At 46.3% G+C, this 17,611-nt stretch carries 14 protein-coding genes; all 14 read left to right on the top strand.

Annotation, left to right across the window (positions count from 1 at the left end; genetic code table 11):
- The first annotated feature begins 54 nt into the window (after positions 1-54).
- On the top strand, positions 55-1,404 hold the full coding sequence (locus tag OW491_RS13760) for a hypothetical protein (protein WP_290036513.1): 1,350 nt from the start codon (positions 55-57) through the stop codon (positions 1,402-1,404).
- A gap of 2 nt (positions 1,405-1,406) precedes the next feature.
- Positions 1,407-2,348 (top strand): site-specific tyrosine recombinase XerD, encoded by a 942-nt coding sequence (xerD, locus tag OW491_RS13755; RefSeq protein WP_290036512.1) that lies wholly within the window; start codon positions 1,407-1,409, stop codon positions 2,346-2,348.
- Between the two features lie 120 nt (positions 2,349-2,468).
- Positions 2,469-3,194 (top strand): DsbC family protein, encoded by a 726-nt coding sequence (locus OW491_RS13750; protein WP_075179259.1) that lies wholly within the window; start codon positions 2,469-2,471, stop codon positions 3,192-3,194.
- A 224-nt stretch (positions 3,195-3,418) separates the two neighbouring features.
- The gene (locus OW491_RS13745) at positions 3,419-4,720 is read left to right on the top strand and encodes a homoserine dehydrogenase (protein ID WP_075170944.1); all 1,302 of its coding nucleotides are present in this window, start codon (positions 3,419-3,421) and stop codon (positions 4,718-4,720) included.
- A 10-nt stretch (positions 4,721-4,730) separates the two neighbouring features.
- Entirely contained in the window at positions 4,731-6,122 is a 1,392-nt protein-coding gene (thrC, locus tag OW491_RS13740) for a threonine synthase (protein WP_290036511.1), read from the top strand.
- A 126-nt stretch (positions 6,123-6,248) separates the two neighbouring features.
- Complete coding sequence (gene recJ / locus OW491_RS13735) at positions 6,249-7,997, top strand: single-stranded-DNA-specific exonuclease RecJ (protein WP_212667396.1); 1,749 nt, start codon at positions 6,249-6,251, stop codon at positions 7,995-7,997.
- A gap of 2 nt (positions 7,998-7,999) precedes the next feature.
- Positions 8,000-8,182: a hypothetical protein gene (locus OW491_RS13730; protein ID WP_075170946.1), complete on the top strand. Its 183-nt coding sequence runs from the start codon at positions 8,000-8,002 to the stop codon at positions 8,180-8,182.
- A 292-nt stretch (positions 8,183-8,474) separates the two neighbouring features.
- Entirely contained in the window at positions 8,475-11,135 is a 2,661-nt protein-coding gene (locus OW491_RS13725; RefSeq protein ID WP_075170947.1) for an EAL domain-containing protein, read from the top strand.
- 89 nt (positions 11,136-11,224) lie between these two features.
- Positions 11,225-13,021: a bifunctional diguanylate cyclase/phosphodiesterase gene (locus tag OW491_RS13720; protein ID WP_083609872.1), complete on the top strand. Its 1,797-nt coding sequence runs from the start codon at positions 11,225-11,227 to the stop codon at positions 13,019-13,021.
- A 117-nt stretch (positions 13,022-13,138) separates the two neighbouring features.
- Complete coding sequence (locus tag OW491_RS13715; protein WP_075170948.1) at positions 13,139-13,780, top strand: NUDIX domain-containing protein; 642 nt, start codon at positions 13,139-13,141, stop codon at positions 13,778-13,780.
- Complete coding sequence (locus tag OW491_RS13710; protein WP_075170949.1) at positions 13,770-14,213, top strand: DUF1249 domain-containing protein; 444 nt, start codon at positions 13,770-13,772, stop codon at positions 14,211-14,213. Before OW491_RS13715 ends, OW491_RS13710 begins: the two co-directional genes overlap by 11 nt.
- 2 nt (positions 14,214-14,215) lie before the next feature.
- On the top strand, positions 14,216-14,989 hold the full coding sequence (locus tag OW491_RS13705) for a metallophosphoesterase (RefSeq protein WP_290036504.1): 774 nt from the start codon (positions 14,216-14,218) through the stop codon (positions 14,987-14,989).
- A gap of 57 nt (positions 14,990-15,046) precedes the next feature.
- Entirely contained in the window at positions 15,047-15,670 is a 624-nt protein-coding gene (locus tag OW491_RS13700; RefSeq protein WP_290036502.1) for a YqiA/YcfP family alpha/beta fold hydrolase, read from the top strand.
- 15 nt (positions 15,671-15,685) lie between these two features.
- A complete protein-coding gene (gene parE / locus OW491_RS13695; protein WP_290036500.1) occupies positions 15,686-17,578 on the top strand; it encodes a DNA topoisomerase IV subunit B in 1,893 nt (630 codons plus the stop codon).
- Positions 17,579-17,611 lie beyond the last annotated feature (33 nt).

The following is a 17,611-nucleotide window of genomic DNA, read 5'->3' as shown; positions in this document are numbered from 1 at the left end:
AGACACATCTAAAATCACTAGCTAGGATGCTAGTGCATAAAGCTGAGGGAGTGGATGCGTAGTCGTTTCAGGTGGTTAATTTGGCTTATTTTGCCCGTGCTAGCGGTAGCGGGGGTGCAAGGTTTTTATTGGTTCCAAGTTAAGCGTAGTGTTGATAATTTAATCTCCAGTATTAGCCCTATCGCGCAGGTAGGCTACCAGCAAATTAGCGCTTGGGCGTTTCAAGATGTCTCGCTGACAGGGATGCATGTTCGCTTAAACTCGGGTAAACCGCTTTTATCAGCCGAGCAGTTATCAATAGGCGCGACTAACTGGCTTGATCTACTGTCCTTAGACAATGCTCTATCTTCAGGCGTTGTATCTTCATCTTTTTTTGTTTCGCTTGATCAACTTCAGTTGTCTTCTGAGTCATTTAGTCTGTTAAAGCATCAGCATGTCGATAATAAGGACACACCTTCGTTATCAACGTTGATATGTCCAGAGGAAGCGGCGTTTGGACGGACACCCCTTGAGGAGCTGGGTTATAAAAATATCAGAGGAAGCGCTACGTTCCTTTTTGATCCGTCCCTCCAAAACAACGCCTTGCGCTTGGTACTGAAAGCCGATTTTAACCAGTTGGCCGCAGGCGAAATAGATTTGCTGGTCGGTCAGCCCGGTCAGGTTTCCCTAAGACGCGAGCAATTAGCCGCTAGCGTTATTCAGCAGATGAGAGTTTCTATAAAAGACCAAGGAATCAATACGCGTTGGCGCAATCGTTGTGCAGAGCATGCGGGTGTTGAAGTGGCAAACTACAGTACGTTATACCAAGACGCTCTCAATGCTTGGTGGGCGCTGTACGGTGTGAATGTCAGTGAAGATGTACTCCAGTCGATGGTTTCCTTGTGGCAGCCGAATATGAGTACTCAAGTACGATTTGAACCGGCTGTACCTCCTTCCTTGTCGGCTTTAACTGCTATTGAAGGCGTAGAAGGTGTCTTTAGTCGAGCCGAAGTTCGATGGAGTGTTGGAGCTAAGTTAATTGAGTTCACCGATGCTGAGTGGGAAGTTATTTTACAGCTATATGCGGGTGATGTACGCTCTGCCGCTCGTGCAATGGTCACTCCTGATGCAATCATCGAGAAGCCTGCGGGGATAAGTGAGGCTCGATTACGCGAAATTGTTCCGGGTGTTATGCCGATTAGACCGCCTGAGAAAGAAAAACGCTTTGAGTTGACCCCTTTTCCTGAGCTAGAAGGGTACATTGGTAGCTCGATAAAAGTTCAAACCTTGTTTGGTCGTGAAATGGATGGCGTATTAGTGGGGGTGAATAGCTCCGGAATTAGCATTCGCCGGCATATACAGCAAGGGAAAGCGACGATTCCGGTGCTGCGCGAAAATATATCTGCCGTAGAAGTGTATCGTTGATAGTGGACGTCACTGTAAGCGGAGATAAGCGTTTTACGCGTAAAGCGCCAGAAGAGGCGGATGTTAAAGTCATTCAGCAGTTTGTTGACGCCCTATGGTTGGAAGAAGGCCTGAGTCAGAATACTCAGCTGGCCTATCAAAGAGATCTGTCATTATTTGCTTGTTGGCTAAATGAGCTAGGTATGTCCTTACTCGGCGTTACTGCGGCTGATGTGCGACGTTACCTCAATTGGCGTGTGGCCCAGGCACTGAGCCCGGCCTCTACATCTCGTTTTATTTCTTGCGCACGTCGCTTTTACCGCTATTTATTGCGGGAGTCGTTGATTGGTGTTGATCCGCTTTTGCAAATTCAGCTTCCCAAGAAAGGTCGTGCTTTACCCAAAACGCTCTCCGAAGATGATGTAACACAGCTTTTACATGCCCCTGATACCGGTACCACGATAGGCTTACGCGATAGGGCAATGTTAGAAACCTTGTATGCAACTGGTTTGCGGGTAACGGAGCTTGTGTCATTGACCTTAGGCCAAATTAACTTGCGAATGGGGGTTGTTCGGGTCACTGGTAAAGGTGATAAAGAGCGGCTGGTTCCTTTAGGAGAAGAAGCTTGTAATTATCTAGCGTTGTATTTGCAAAATGCGCGTCCTGATTTGCTGACGGACCCGGCTTGTGAAGTTGTTTTTCCTAGTCAGCGGGGCGTGCAAATGACTCGTCAGACTTTTTGGCATCGTATAAAGCAGTATGCTGTCGTTGCAGGTATTGATAAGCCTTTATCACCGCATGTATTACGCCACGCTTTCGCCACGCATTTATTGAATCATGGAGCCGATTTACGAGTTGTTCAGATGATGTTAGGCCACAGTGATTTATCAACAACTCAAATATATACGCACGTAGCGCAGCAGCGTCTACAAGCATTGCATAAGGATCATCACCCGCGGGGGTGATCCATTTGAGCCCTAATGTAGATCTCTTTTATGTTAAAACTTATGATGTGGGTCGCTCGTGCTGAACTAAAACAAACTCATTACGTCTTAAATTTTATTAATTAATCCTCAGAGGAAGTTATGCGCCGTACTCTATTGCCCACTTTGCTGTTATTGCTCAGCACGAGTGTTTTTGCTCAAAGCGTTGAAGAGCAAATTCAAACACAAATTAAGAAAATTGATGCTGGCATACCAGTGGTATCAATAGAAAAAGCCCCTATTCCGGGGATGTACGAAGTTGAACTCGGTAGCGGAGAAGTGCTTTACACGGATGAAAAGGGAGAGTTCTTTTTGCTGGGTAATTTGTATCAGTTATCTGATGCTGAAGGTTTTGTCAGCTTAACTGAGAAAAAGCAAAATGCTCAGCGTGAAAAAGAAATGGCGGCGTTGGATGATAGTGATCTGGTCGTCTATCCGGCTCAAGGTACCGAAAAAGCGTCTGTGTTTGTGTTTACGGATGTTGATTGCCCATATTGCCGCAAGTTGCATGATGAGGTGCCTAAATTGCAAGCTCAAGGTGTAACCGTGAAGTATTTAGCCTTCCCGCGCCAAGGGCCTGGATCGCCTGTGCATAAAAAAATGGAATCGATCTGGTGTGCAGAAGATAGAAATGCAGCCATGGACCAGTCAAAGCAAGGGAAGTCGGTTGCTAGCGCTACGTGTGAAAATCCGGTTATCGATCAATATATGCTAGGTCAAAAAGCGGGTGTAACGGGAACCCCTGCCATTGTAACGGCGCAGGGTAAGTTAATTCCCGGTTACATGCCTGCTTCGCGATTGATCGAGCTGATTAAAGCCGATTCATAAACGAGCTTTAGGCATTAAATTGCTGGTGTAATTTAGAAAAGAAGGAGCGAAAGCTCCTTTTTTTATGGTCGGTCATGGTGTGTTAATAGAGTAACGTCAAACTATTCGCTATAATGTGTGACCATTTTTTGAGCATTGGGCAAGCGTCTGTCGTTGAAGTGATTAGACGGGATCTTTATGTATCTTAAATCCATGGGATGGCTTGTTAACAGCGAGGTAAGGTTTTGAAACCGGTAAATGTAGGAATTTGTGGTCTTGGTACCGTCGGTGGCGGCACTTTTAATGTTCTTCTGCGTAATGCAGATGAGATTGCGCGCAGAGCTGGACGTCAGATTATTGTGCAGCAAATTGGCGCTCGTCGTGATAACCCAGCCTGCAATACCCATGGTACAGCCATTACCCGTGATATTTTTGAAGTGGCTACTAATCCTGATATTGATATCGTGGTTGAGCTAATCGGCGGCTATGACGTAGCTTTTAAGCTTGTTATGACAGCAATCGAGAATGGTAAGCATGTAGTGACGGCTAATAAGGCCCTAATTGCCGTCCATGGTAACGAAATTTTTGAAGCCGCTCAGCGTAACAACGTCATGGTGTCTTATGAGGCATCGGTGGCTGGCGGTATTCCTGTCGTTAAAGCTATCCGTGAAGGCTTGTCTGCAAACAGTATTAATTGGTTAGCCGGTATCATTAATGGTACAGGTAACTTCATCCTGACAGAAATGCGCGAAAAAGGCCGTGACTTTGCTGATGTGCTAGCAGAAGCGCAGGCTTTAGGTTATGCCGAGGCGGATCCTACATTTGATGTTGAGGGGATTGATGCAGCGCATAAGCTGACTATCCTTGCATCGATCGCATTTGGTATTCCGCTACAGTTTGATAAAGCTTATACCGAAGGCATCAGCAAAATTACGGCTGAAGATGTTCAGTATGCAGAAGAGCTAGGCTATCGCATAAAACACTTAGGCATTAGCCGTCGTACCGAAAATGGCATCGAGTTGCGGGTTCACCCAACCTTAATCCCCGAGAAAATGCTACTCGCCAATGTAAATGGCGTAATGAACGCTGTTATGGTTGATGGCGATGCTGTGGGGCAAACGCTTTATTACGGCGCAGGTGCAGGAGCAGAGCCTACGGCGTCTGCTGTGGTAGCGGACATTGTCGATGTGGTACGTAATCTAGCGGCTGAAAACGAAGGGCGTGTACCGCCTTTGGCGTTCCAGCAAGACGAGCTATCTTCAACGCCTGTTTTGCCGATGACTGAGACTGAGACATCGTATTATTTAAGACTGCACGCTGTTGAAAAGCCGGGCGTATTGGCTAGCATTACTAAAATATTAGGTGATAACGGCATCAATATTGAGGCGATCATCCAAAAGGAAACAGCCGAATACCAAGTCCCTGTTATTTTGCTAACGCAACGCGTTAAAGAGCAAACAATGAATGATGCGATCGCAGCTATCGAAGCGCTAGATGACATCATTGGGCAGGTAACACGTATCCGTGTTGAGCAGCTACAAGGCTAAAGGAAAAGACATGAAATACATATCTACACGCGGCCAAGCTCCAGCGCTTAATTTTGAAGAAGTATTACTGGCTGGATTAGCTAGTGATGGTGGCTTATACGTACCTGAAGAGCTGCCGGCATTTAGTCAGGAAGAGATAGCAAGTTGGGCAGGTTTGTCTTACGCCGATTTGGCATTCAAAGTGATTTCTCCGTTCGTCAATGACTGTATCGCGGATGCTGATCTTAAAGTCATGATCGATGAAACCTATGCAGGCTTTAATCATACGGCGGTAGCACCGTTAAAAGAGCTTGGTACTAATGAATGGGTGCTTGAGTTGTTTCATGGCCCTACATTGGCCTTTAAAGACTTTGCATTGCAGCTGCTAGGCCGCTTAATGGATCATGTGCTTGTAAAGCGCAATGAGCATTTGGTGATCATGGGGGCTACGTCTGGCGATACAGGCTCCGCTGCCATTGAAGGTTGCCGTCATTCCAAGCATGTTGATATCTTTATCCTGCATCCACACAACCGTGTATCTGAGGTGCAGCGCAAGCAGATGACTACGGTGTTAGCTGATAATGTGCATAATATCGCGCTCGAAGGTAACTTTGATGATTGCCAAGAGATGGTTAAAGCGAGTTTTGCAGATCAGTCATTCCTTAAGGGGATGAAATTAGGTGCGGTGAATTCGATTAACTGGGCACGTATTATGTCCCAGATCGTTTATTATTTCTCAGCATCTCTGGCGGTAGGTGGCCCTCATCGTCCGGTTGCTTTTTCAGTGCCTACTGGCAACTTCGGCGATATATTTGCTGGTTATTTGGCGAAGAAAATGGGGTTACCCATCAGCCAGCTGGTTGTAGCAACTAACCACAACGATATATTGCACCGGGTGATTTCGGGTAACGATATGTCCAAGCAGAGTTTAGTGCACACCTTGTCACCATCAATGGATATCATGGTGTCATCTAATTTTGAGCGTATGCTATTTGACGTTTACGACAAACATGGCGCGTCCATTGATGACTTGATGAAGCGATTTAAAACAGAATCTGTTCAACTGGATCCTGCTAAGTGGGAGAAGGTTCGCGAGCTGTTTGATAGCTATGCTGTTGATGACGAGGCAACGTGCCAAACTATTGCTGATGTGCATGCCGAAACAGGTTACTTACTAGACCCTCATACGGCGATTGGTGTTAAAGCGGCTCGTGAATGCATTCGTGATAAAGCGGTGCCCATGATCACTTTAGCAACGGCACATCCAGTTAAGTTTCCAGATGCTGTATTAAAGGCGGGCCTGGAGTCCCCGGCATTACCTGAACACATGGCTGATTTGTTTGATCGTGAAGAACGTATGACGGTTCTAGATAATGACATTGCTGGCGTACAAGCTTTTATCGCGGATAATGTCACGCCTTAAGCAACAGTCAACAAGCTGTTGCACAGAAAGGGCTCGATTCTGATCGGGCCTTTTTTTATGCTGCTAGAATTGACTGCTTTAATGTGGATGTGTGATTAAAACTGAAGGATCACCTAAGGTTAACATGTGAAACGAGTGTCCATTGAACGCCGAGCGCCGGGCTCTGAGCAATTGCCTATATTCTCGCAAGTACCTCATGCACTCGCACGGATTTATGCATCGCGCGGGGTTCAATCCCAAGCAGAGTTGGGGCGTAATTTAAAAGAATTACTCCCAGACTCTGAAATGAAAGGGATGAATGAAGCGGTTGCGCGGTTAGCTCACGCTGTTGTATCTAACGAATCGATGTTGATAGTGGGTGACTTTGACTGTGATGGCGCGACTAGCACGGCTGTTGCTATTCTGGGATTGCGCATGATGGGGGCTACTCAGGTCGATTATTTAGTGCCAAATCGTTTTGAGTATGGCTATGGCTTAAGTCCAGAAATTGTTGAAGTAGCGCATACGCAGTCGCCCTCATTATTAATCACGGTTGATAATGGCATCTCCAGTGTGGAAGGCGTGGCTAGGGCGCGATCATTAGGTATGGATGTAGTCGTAACAGACCATCACTTAGCGGGAGATCAACTACCGGATGCCGCCGCAATTGTTAACCCAAATCAGCCCGGTTGTGGCTTCCCTGCAAAGTCGACGTGCGGTGTCGGGGTTATTTTCTATGTGTTGATTGCGCTGCGTCGGGCGCTACAACAACAAGGGTGGTTTGAACAACAGGGCTTGGCCGTTCCTAACTTGGCTAGTTTGCTGGATCTAGTGGCTTTAGGTACGGTCGCGGACGTTGTTGCACTTGAGCATAATAATCGAGTTCTGGTGCATCAAGGGCTTAAACGTATACGCGCTGGTCAAGCTCGCCCGGGCTTATTGGCCCTGATTGAAATATCAGGCCGACAAAAAGAACGTTTAGTCGCGAGTGATTTAGGCTTTGCGATTGCTCCGCGTCTTAATGCGGCGGGGCGTTTAGAAGATATGTCGATTGGTATCGAGTGCTTATTGTCTGACGATGCTGATTATGCGCGAGATTTGGCTCAAAGTTTGGATCAATTAAATCTAGAGCGCCGCGGTATAGAGCAAGAAATGCAGCAGCAAGCCTTGCAGTTGTTGGATCAAATACCGTTAGACGAGAATCAACTACCTTATGGTTTATGCTTATATGATGAAGCATGGCATCAAGGTGTGGTAGGTATTTTAGCGTCGCGGATTAAAGAGCGTACTCATCGACCGGTGATTGCTTTTGCACGAGGCGATAACGGGGATATCAAAGGGTCTGCTCGCTCGATTCCAGGCTTACATATTCGAGATGCTTTAGCGACACTGAACGCTCGTCATCCAGGCTTGATTAGTAAGTTTGGAGGGCATGCAATGGCTGCTGGATTAACCCTAAATTCGGGGGCTTTAGATCAGTTTAAAGTTGCGTTTGATCAGGCGGTTCGTGAACAGCTGAGTGCAGATGATTTAGACCAGCGCATCGAAACTGACGGCGAGTTGTCAGCCAGCGAAATGAGTCTAGAACTGGCTGAAAGGCTGCGTGAAGCGGGGCCTTGGGGGCATCACTTTCCTGAACCATTATTCGATGGTCAGTTTAGTGTTTTACAGCAAAGAATTGTAGGGCAACGGCACCTTAAGCTGGTGCTGATGGATGCAAAAACCGGCATTAGTGTGGATGCTATTCACTTTAATGCGGATATGGATTGTTGGCCTGACCAGGCAATTGTGTCAGTCAGAGCCGTGTATAAATTAGATGTTAATGAATTTAGAGGTCAGCGTAACGTCCAGTTAATGGTGGATTACATTGAGCCTCTTGAACGAACAGGTGAGTAGTGATGAATGATTTTACGTTAGACGAGTTAAATGTGTTGGTTGATGTTTTTAATCGCGCAGGCTTAGCGGCAACGGAAACGCAAGCAAATGCGCTGTTTGACCGTGTAAAGGTTGCTCAATCTGAACGAGAAGAGTTAGAAAGTATGGACTTTGATGATTGTGCTGGCGGAGCGTGTAAACTATAAATTCATTTTAAAAGCGCGTTCCGCTTGAGTTGATTCAGCGGCGCTACTCTGCGCCGCTACTGGGTCTAGTCTTCCCGCTACATGTGGAGATGATTTTTACCTCATATGTACAAATCTTAGCCACTTAATCTGTAATATCTGTCTATACTGTCAATTACGCCAACGTTTATGTAAATCATTAAGCTTTTTTAATGCGTGGTCGATATAGCTAACGTACACACCGCGCAATTAATTATCTAAAAAGCTAGGCGTTTAAGGCTTTATGTTTCCCATGGACAGTGGCTATAAATAAATGGATAACTTGCTCATTATCTTGGTAGCGATGATCGTTGTCGTTATTCTTCTTCGGCAGATATTTACCCGACAAGGTAAAATTCGTGCTATGAGTCGTCAGCTGTCCGAGCTGGAACAGAAGAATGACATCCTTCAAACATTGTTAGATGTTAACCCCGATCAAATCTACGCAAAAAATACCCATGGCCGTTACCTCTTGGCGAACAAAGCATTGTGCGATTACATGGGCTTACCAAGAGAAAAAATTATTGGGCGGCGCATTGAAGACTGCTTCGGGGCAAAAATACAAAATATTATCCATGAACACGACAGTGCTGTTTATGCCAAGAAGGGCCCTGTTTTAAGGGAGGCTTGGGTCGATAATAGAGAAGGTCAAGCACAACTACTCGAAAGTTTTAAAACTACACTGCTGGATCGTAATGATGAAGTCATAGGTATCGTTGCTTTAAACCGAGATATGACCCATCGGCACATGGAAACGTCTCTGCTGCGCCATCATGGTCGTATACAAGACATGATTATCAGGGGAGTGTCGCTAAACAATATACTCACTGAAATCGTGAAAGGGATAGAGAATATCTGTTCTGGATCTGTGTGTTCGATTCTCTTATTGGATAAAGAAGGAAAGCGCATCCGGTTAGGTGCGTCACCGAGTTTACCGCCTTATTTTATAAAAGCCATCGAAGAAGTTGAAGTTGAGGTTGGTGCTGGCTCTTCAGGAACTGCCGCATCGACAGGGCAGCAAGTCATTGTTGATGATGTGTCCAGCCACCCTTTCTGGGAGCGTTACCGGGACGTTGCCAAACGCGCCGGTTTTGTGGCTGGATGGGCGCAGCCGATTTTCGATTCTGATCAAAATATTCTTGGTACATTTGGGATGTACCACAATAAACCGACCCCCATGAATGATGTCTGGTTGTCATTGTTGGAGCAAGCCGCGCGCTTAGTGAGTTTGGCTCTTGAACGCAAGCAGGTTGAAGGGAATCTGCAAAAGCTCTCCCGGGCGGTCGAGCAAAGCCCTACAATGGTGTTGATTACCGATGCCGCCGGCGCGATTGAGTATGTCAACGAAGAGTTTACAGAGGTTACTGGATATACGCTTGAGGAGGTGAGAGGTCGAACACCGTCAATCCTAAATGCAGGAGAAACAGCCCCTGATTTTTACCAAGATATGTGGCGTACGATCCAATCGGGTGAAGATTGGCACGGAGAAATGCGTAACAGAACAAAGTCGGGGCAGCCCTATTGGACAACCCTGTCTATTTCCCCCATTTTGGACGAGTCCAATGTGATTACGCATTATATTGGTGTCAGTGAGGATATATCCAAGCAAAAGGACACGCAGGCTCAGATCGAGCAGCTAGCATTTTATGATCCGCTTACCTTGTTGGGAAATCGTCGATTATTTCGTGAGCAACTAGAAAGTGAAATTAAAAAATTAAAGCGTAACAACACCTCGTTAGCACTGTTCTATTTGGATTTGGATAACTTTAAGCAGGTAAACGATACCTTAGGTCATGATGTCGGTGATCGTTTATTACAGTCTATTGCGGATCGCTTGCGAACAACATTGCGTAATTCTGACATGATAGCTCGCCTCGGTGGCGATGAGTTTATTGCGTTGTTGCCAGAAATTAGTGGCCCGAAAGAAGCAGGAGTCGTAGCTGAAAAGTTACTTAAGGCCTTATCACATCCAACTATGTTGGGGAGTAGTGAAGTTAAAGTAACTGTCAGCTTGGGGATCACAATGGCCCCTCAAGACGGTGAAGACTGGCCCGTTTTGATGAAAAACGCTGATTTAGCAATGTACCGAGCTAAACGTCTGGGGCGTAATAATTTTCAATTCTTTATGCCTGAAATGAATGAAGAAGTTGTTGCGCGTGCCACTATGGAGTTGGAGATTATCCAGGCACTTAAAAACGATGAGTTTACCTTACATTATCAACCTCAATACTCCATCCTCAGTGTTTTGCAGCCTGTGTGCTTAGAAGCCTTGATTCGTTGGGACCACCCGGTTCGAGGGCGTATATCGCCGGCGGAGTTCATTCCTTTTGCCGAAGAATTAGGTCTGATAGTGGAAATGGGTGAATGGGTGCTGCGTGAGGCTTGTCGACAAGGGCGTGTACTGTTGGATATGGGGCATCATTTGCGTGTTGCAGTGAATTTATCCATGCGTCAGTTTTTTGATCCCGATCTGTTAACTAAAATTAGCTCAGCATTAAAAGAGAGTGGTTTACCCGCCGAGCAACTCGAGCTTGAAATTACCGAGTCCATGATCATGGATGACGTGCAAGCAGTGATCGACACCCTGCATAAACTAAAAGCACTGGGTGTCTCTTTAGCCATAGATGATTTTGGCACAGGTTACTCATCGCTCAGTTATCTGAAAAAACTTCCGTTTGATTACCTGAAGGTAGATGCCTCGTTTGTTCGTGATATACCGCATGATAAAAATGATATGGAAATCACGTCGGCGGTTATTGCCATGGCCCATAAGTTGGGTATTAAAGTCATCGCAGAAGGGATTGAAACGAGCGAACAATTGGCCTTTTTGCGTGAAAATGATTGTGAAATGGGGCAAGGCTATTTGTTAGCTAAACCTGCGCCTTTGGATGACTTGATCGCGCGGTTAGATGTCGAAGTTGATGATGCAGGTTAGAGCCAAGTAACCTTACTGAGTGTCATACCTCTGTCATAGAGCCTGTTTAAGCTAAAGGTCTCGCTTTTACACAGTTTGGTATACCTTTTATGCCGGTTCATGCGTTTCCCAATGTTACTGACACAACATCCTCTACCGATATAGATTCGCTAAGTTATGTACTTACACACAAAGTAATTACGCCTTACTTTCAGCCCATTTTTGATTTGCTGACGGGTGAAATTATTGGGCATGAAGCCTTGAGCCGTGGCCCTGCTGAAAGCCGGTTGCATATGCCTGACACATTATTTAAAGCGGCCATTAGTGCTGGGCGCTTGCATGAACTAGAGCTATTGTGTCGCGAAAAGTCGTTACAACGTTTTGCTGAGCTGGCATTACCAGGGAAGCTTTTTCTGAATGTCAGCGCTTCGTTATTAAGTTCAGCTAATCATCAGAAAGGTATGACCTTAGCGTTATTAAAGCAGCTTGGCATTGAGCAAGATAGGATTGTCATTGAGCTGTCAGAACAACAACCGTACGACAGCTGTGGTTTGACGTTAGCGTCTGTAGAGTATTATCGAAAAATGGGCTTTAGTATCGCCATTGATGACCTTGGCGTGGGTTATTCCGGTCTACGTTTATGGTCCGATGTGCAGCCGGGTAGTGTGAAAATCGATAAATACTTTATCCACCAAATCGATAAGGACCCAGTGAAGCGGGAGTTTGTTCGCTCCATTATTGCAATAGCACAAAGTTTGCATTGTGATGTCATTGCCGAAGGGATAGAGAACCTTACTGAGTTAGAGTTGTTGATGGAGTTAGGCGTTACGCGGGGTCAAGGTTTTTACTTGGGCCGTCCTGATCCAAACCCACAGGTTTTTGCGCATAAACAGTTGGCGCAACGTGCTCGACGCGTATCTCAACATCGTAATATTGATGAGGGAGAAACGGTTCACTCGTTATGCCGTACCGTGCCTACGGTAAACAGTACCGATACGCTGTTAACTGTATCTGAGTTGCTGAGGGATCACCCTGACCTGTTATCATTACCTGTATTGGATCAAGGTATCCCCAAGGGTGTGGTACGTCGTCATGATTTATTAGAACTATTCTCTTCTCAATATGGCCGGGCATTGTATGAGACTAAACCGGTATCAAAGCTGCTTAAAAAAGATGTCTTAATAGTCGAGAGTTTTATTAGTTTGGCGTCTGTATCTAAACAGCTCACTCAACAGGCCGAGTCTGCGCTCAATCATGAAATTATTATTGTGCAAGACGGGGCTTTTTTGGGGGTGGGTAGTTTACGTGATTTGCTCAAACGAATAACGGACTTAAAAATTCATAATGCAACCTATGCAAATCCGTTAACCTTGTTGCCCGGCAGTGTGCCGATTAATAGAGAAATTGATCGTCGATTGCACGCTGCCATGGATTTTCATGTCGCTTATTTTGATCTTAATGACTTTAAGCCATTTAATGATTTTTATGGCTACGCCAAGGGGGATGAAGTCATCCAGCTGTTAGGTCGGCTTATCAAGCATCACTTAACCAGTGCCGAAAATTTTCTAGGCCACATCGGTGGCGATGATTTTGTGGTTATCTTTTCATGTGCAGACTGGGCCGAGCGCTGTCGTGCCGTATTGGCCGCCTTTGAAGAGCAGGTGCGTGACCTTTATGCGCCCAAAGAGTTACAAGAAGGCGGTATTTGGCTAGAAAACCGCGCCGAACAGCAACAGTTCTTCTCTTTGCTGAGTGTGGCGATTGGAGTCGTCCATCCAGATAGTTATGCATGTGAAAGCTATCACGAGGTCGTGGAGTTAGCTGCCGAAGCGAAAAAACAATCCAAAAAAATGGGCGGTAATGCGCTGTTTATTTCTCGTCGTCGAAAACACCGAATCATTAGCTAACATGGGCAGCGCCCATAAGGCTATGCCGGTTTAAAGGCTCGTTGTTTATCATCTTAATGACCATTTTCTGCCATAAAAGTCGTGGTATAGTGTTCTGCTTAAGCAGAGGAGTACGCTATGAGTCAGGACTGGAACCCGCTATTTAATCACAATAACGTTAGTATCGAAGAAGATACGGTTATCTGTGATAGCTTTTATCAAATGCGCCGCCTAACTGTTAGCCATCAGCGATTTGAGGGCGGGGAAGCAACTATCACTCGTGACTTATTTTGGCGTCCAGATGCCGTTTGCGTGCTGCTTTTTGACCCTAAAGAAGATGCGGTAGTGCTTATCGAACAGTTTCGCGTGGGGACTATTGATCACCCGCGTAGCCCTTGGCTATTAGAACTGGTGGCCGGTTTAGTTGAGCCGGGAGAGTCGCCCGAACAGGTGGCTTATCGTGAAGCCGTTGAAGAGGCAGGTGCGAGAATTCATTGCTTAGAGCATATCAGTCGTTTCACACCTAGCCCTGGTGGGGCAAGGGAATACATCGACCTGTACTGCGGGTGTGTTGATAGCCGTTTAATCTCGGGCGTACATGGCTTAGAAGATGAAGGTGAGGACATAAAAGTACAACACTTTGCATCTGAGCAGGTGTTCCGTATGATTCAAACAGGGGATATTGATAACGCTCCTGCCATTATTGCTGTTCAGTGGCTACAATTAAACAAAGATCGTTTATGTGAGAAGTGGAGTGCGAAGGAGTTTAATGAAGCGTAAGTATGTGCCCGATCTAACGCGTCAAATGGCTATTTGTGAAGCCAATTATATGCGTATCTTAAAGTTAATGCCCGATCTGGACACCATGGACACACGGGAGTTTCGAGTGTCTATGGCCGAGCACTCGGCGCACATACGCATTAATGTTGTCGAGCGTTTTACATATACCGCTACCCTTCAAATTACCCAGCAGAGCCGCCGTTCACTGAATTGGTTGGAGTCGCCCACGTTAGTCGTACGCTTATATCATGATGCGGCGATGGCTGAAGTTATTTGCATGAAGAGCCGTAAGCAGCTGTCTGGCGTTTACCCTTATCCTAATCGTGAGATGCATCAGCCTGATGAAAAAGTGCAGCTAAATGATTTTTTGGGTGAGTGGTTGAGCCACTGTCTTCAACATGGTCAACAGGTTGAGCCTGTCCTTACGTTTTAGTCATGGCGCTGACACGCATTGTTCAAGTGACCGATTGCCATCTTCAAGAAAGCCCCAGTCAGCTGCATAGAGGGATGTCTACTGAGGATCGGTTCGATGCCGTATTAAGCCACCTGACAGGTTGTGAGCGTAATATAGACCTTTTATGGCTGACGGGAGATTTAGCACACCACGGCTATGAATCCAGTTATCGGCGCTTAGCCGCGAAAGTGTCTGGCATAGCCAAGAACATTATTTGGCTGCCTGGTAACCACGATGATTGGTTGCAAATGCAATCGTATCCTGAGCTATGTCAGCCTGTTTGGGCTCCCGACTTAACTCCTTGGGCGTTTATATCGCTTAACTCCATTTACGAAGCTGATGGGCGGGGTTCTGGAGCTTTAGGAAAAGAGCAACGCCAGTGGTTAATGGACCAGTTAGCGGCGTTACAACAGGATAACCGTTGGGTGCTTATCGCCCTTCATCATCCGGCACTAAATGTGGGGAGCCAATGGCAAGACCAGATAAAACTCAGTGATGCTGATGCGCTACTCGACATTATTGAAGCGTCCTCATGCGTTAAAGGGGTTTTATCAGGGCATTTACATCAGCAGCACGACCTCTTTGTAGGAGGTGTTCCTTTTTGGGTAACTCCTGCTACAGCACCGCAATACAAAGCAAGGACTCGCGAGCCCACGGACGAGCTCGATAAGCGACTGTCATTACCTGGTTATCGTGTTTTCACGCTGTCGGATAATGGAGAGCTAACAACGGATGTAGTACGTGTTGACGTTTAGCTTGAAAGCTAAGCAAAGCTCCGGTAACTTTTGTAAAAAGCTGTAAGGATAACCAGTATGCAGTCTCCCTTATTTATTTATGTTCATGGCTTTAATAGCTCGCCTTCTTCGGTTAAAGCGCGGTTGTTAGGGGCGTATATGAAAACGCATCCAGAACTGGGAGATTACTGTGTACCCGCGCTTTCTCACTGGCCAGCAGAAGCTGTGTTGCAGTTAGAAAAAATTATTACTGAGCATGCTGATCGTCGGGTCGTGCTCATCGGCAGTTCACTTGGCGGTTATTACAGTACATGGCTAACTGAGCGGCATGAAAATTGTCGTACAGTTTTAGTGAATCCGGCCGTTTATCCGTATCGTCTCTTGGCGGATTGGCTTGGTGAAAACCAAAACATTTATACGGCTGAGCATTACACGCTGAGCCCTGAACATCTTCATCAATTAGAGTCATTTGCACTGGGTGGCGTTAAGGATTCCAGTCGATATTTATTGTTAGTACAAACGGGCGATACGACACTCGATTATCAAGAAGCCGTTGCATTTTTTGCCGGCTCGCCCCAGTTTGTCCAACCTGGTGGATCTCATGGCTTCGATCGATTTGAAGACCTTATTCCCGCTATTGTTGTCTTTGCTAACAATAAAATAGATCTTCCTGAACCCGTCCCACTGCCTGCTTCTTTTTAAGGATTGACGTAAACAATGACGAAGCAATATAACGCTGAATCGATAGAGGTCTTAAGTGGCCTAGAACCGGTACAACGACGACCGGGTATGTACACCGATACGGATAGACCTAATCACCTAGCGCAAGAAGTTATCGATAACTCTGTGGATGAGGCGTTAGCAGGCCACGCTAAACAAATTGATGTGGTGCTGCATAAAGATGGATACCTGTCGGTTAGTGATGATGGCCGGGGCATGCCGGTTGATATTCATCCAGAAGAAGGGGTGAGCGGTGTTGAGCTGATCCTGACGCGTCTGCATGCTGGGGGTAAGTTTAGCAGTGATAATTACCAATACTCGGGTGGTTTGCACGGTGTTGGTGTGTCGGTGGTAAATGCGTTATCAAAATTACTTGAGGTGCAGATCAAACGTGATGGTCAAGTGTACCGCATTGGGTTTGCTGACGGTGCTAAGGTCTCCGAACTGGAGGTGATAGACACGTGTGGTAAGCGAAATACAGGGACAACGGTACGTTTTCTTGCCGACCCTAAGTATTTTGATTCACCTAAGTACAGTGTATCAAGGCTTAAACATAACTTACGAGCCAAAGCTGTTCTCTGCCCCGGCTTGAAAGTTACCTTTAATGATCAAAGTAGCGGTAAAAGCGAAAAAGAAGAGTGGTATTACGAAGACGGCTTATGTGATTACCTCAAAAGCAGCACTCAGGTTTATGAAACATTACCTGAACAGCCTTTTACGGGGAGCTTGCAGGGCGAAGAAGACGCTGTTGAGTGGGCGGTTCAATGGCTTCCGGAAGGCGGCGAACAAACCTGTGAAAGTTTTGTTAACTTGATACCGACAGCTGTCGGAGGTACGCACGTCAATGGTTTTCGAACAGGGCTTTTAGAGGCCATGCGAGAGTTTTGTGAGTTTCGTAACCTTTTACCGCGCGGCGTCAAACTCACGCCTGATGATATCTGGGAGCGGTGTTGCTACATATTGTCAGCAAAAATGCATGATCCTCAATTTGCAGGGCAGACAAAAGAGCGTTTGTCATCGCGGCATATAGCGGCCTTTATCTCTGGCGTGACGAAGGATGCTTTTTCGCTGTGGCTCAACAGTAACGTAGAAGAAGGCGAAAAAATTGCCGATATGGTGATAAGTAACGCTCAGAAGCGTCTACGTTCAAGCAAAAAAGTGATTCGTAAAAAGGTGACTCAAGGCCCCGCGTTGCCTGGAAAGTTAGCAGACTGCTCCGGTGTTGAAACGATGCGTTCTGAGTTGTTCCTCGTCGAAGGTGACTCCGCAGGCGGTTCCGCAAAGCAGGCACGTGATCGACAGTTCCAAGCCATTATGCCCTTGCGCGGAAAGATCTTAAATACATGGGAAGTCGAGTCTGGTGAGATTTTATCCTCACAAGAGATTCATGATATCTCCGTGGCGGTCGGTGTAGAACCCGGGTCTGACAACCTAGAAGGCTTGCGCTATGGCCGCATCTGTATTTTAGCCGATGCTGACTCAGATGGATTGCATATTGCGACGTTGATTTGTGCGCTCTTTTTGCGCCACTTCAAACCGCTGGTGGATGCCGGTCATATTTATGTGGCTATGCCGCCGTTGTACCGCATTGATGCCGGTAAAGAAGTTTACTATGCACTAGATGATGCAGAGAAAGACGGTATCACAGAGCGTCTGCGTGCTGAGCGCAAAAATGTGAAAATTGGTGTGCAACGATTCAAGGGGCTAGGGGAAATGAACCCAATGCAGCTTCGTGAAACGACTATGGACCCCGATACGCGCCGTCTTGTGCAGCTCACCTTGGATGCAGACGATAATACGCATGAAACCATGGATATGCTGCTAGCTAAAAAGCGCGCCGCTGACCGCAAAGTCTGGTTAGAGTCTAAAGGCGACCTTGCTGATATTTAGGATGTGACATGCCCAGTTATCAATCGAGATAGC

The organism is Neptunomonas sp. CHC150 (assembly GCF_030397555.1).
Taxonomy (GTDB): Bacteria; Pseudomonadota; Gammaproteobacteria; order Pseudomonadales; family Balneatricaceae; genus Neptunomonas; species Neptunomonas phycophila.
Note: the sequence above shows the minus strand (reverse complement) of the source record. Positions and strands in the feature narration are given on the sequence as shown.

Excerpts from the sequence above, each read along its gene's own strand:
- OW491_RS13760 (WP_290036513.1), top strand. The coding sequence starts at position 55 with ATGCGTAGTCGTTTCAGGTGGTTAATTTGGCTTATTTTGCCCGTGCTA.
- OW491_RS13750 (WP_075179259.1), top strand. The coding sequence starts at position 2,469 with ATGCGCCGTACTCTATTGCCCACTTTGCTGTTATTGCTCAGCACGAGT.
- thrC (WP_290036511.1), top strand. The coding sequence starts at position 4,731 with ATGAAATACATATCTACACGCGGCCAAGCTCCAGCGCTTAATTTTGAA.
- OW491_RS13730 (WP_075170946.1), top strand. The coding sequence starts at position 8,000 with ATGAATGATTTTACGTTAGACGAGTTAAATGTGTTGGTTGATGTTTTT.
- OW491_RS13725 (WP_075170947.1), top strand. The coding sequence starts at position 8,475 with ATGGATAACTTGCTCATTATCTTGGTAGCGATGATCGTTGTCGTTATT.
- OW491_RS13720 (WP_083609872.1), top strand. The coding sequence starts at position 11,225 with ATGCCGGTTCATGCGTTTCCCAATGTTACTGACACAACATCCTCTACC.
- OW491_RS13715 (WP_075170948.1), top strand. The coding sequence starts at position 13,139 with ATGAGTCAGGACTGGAACCCGCTATTTAATCACAATAACGTTAGTATC.
- OW491_RS13710 (WP_075170949.1), top strand. The coding sequence starts at position 13,770 with ATGAAGCGTAAGTATGTGCCCGATCTAACGCGTCAAATGGCTATTTGT.
- OW491_RS13705 (WP_290036504.1), top strand. The coding sequence starts at position 14,216 with ATGGCGCTGACACGCATTGTTCAAGTGACCGATTGCCATCTTCAAGAA.
- OW491_RS13700 (WP_290036502.1), top strand. The coding sequence starts at position 15,047 with ATGCAGTCTCCCTTATTTATTTATGTTCATGGCTTTAATAGCTCGCCT.
- parE (WP_290036500.1), top strand. The coding sequence starts at position 15,686 with ATGACGAAGCAATATAACGCTGAATCGATAGAGGTCTTAAGTGGCCTA.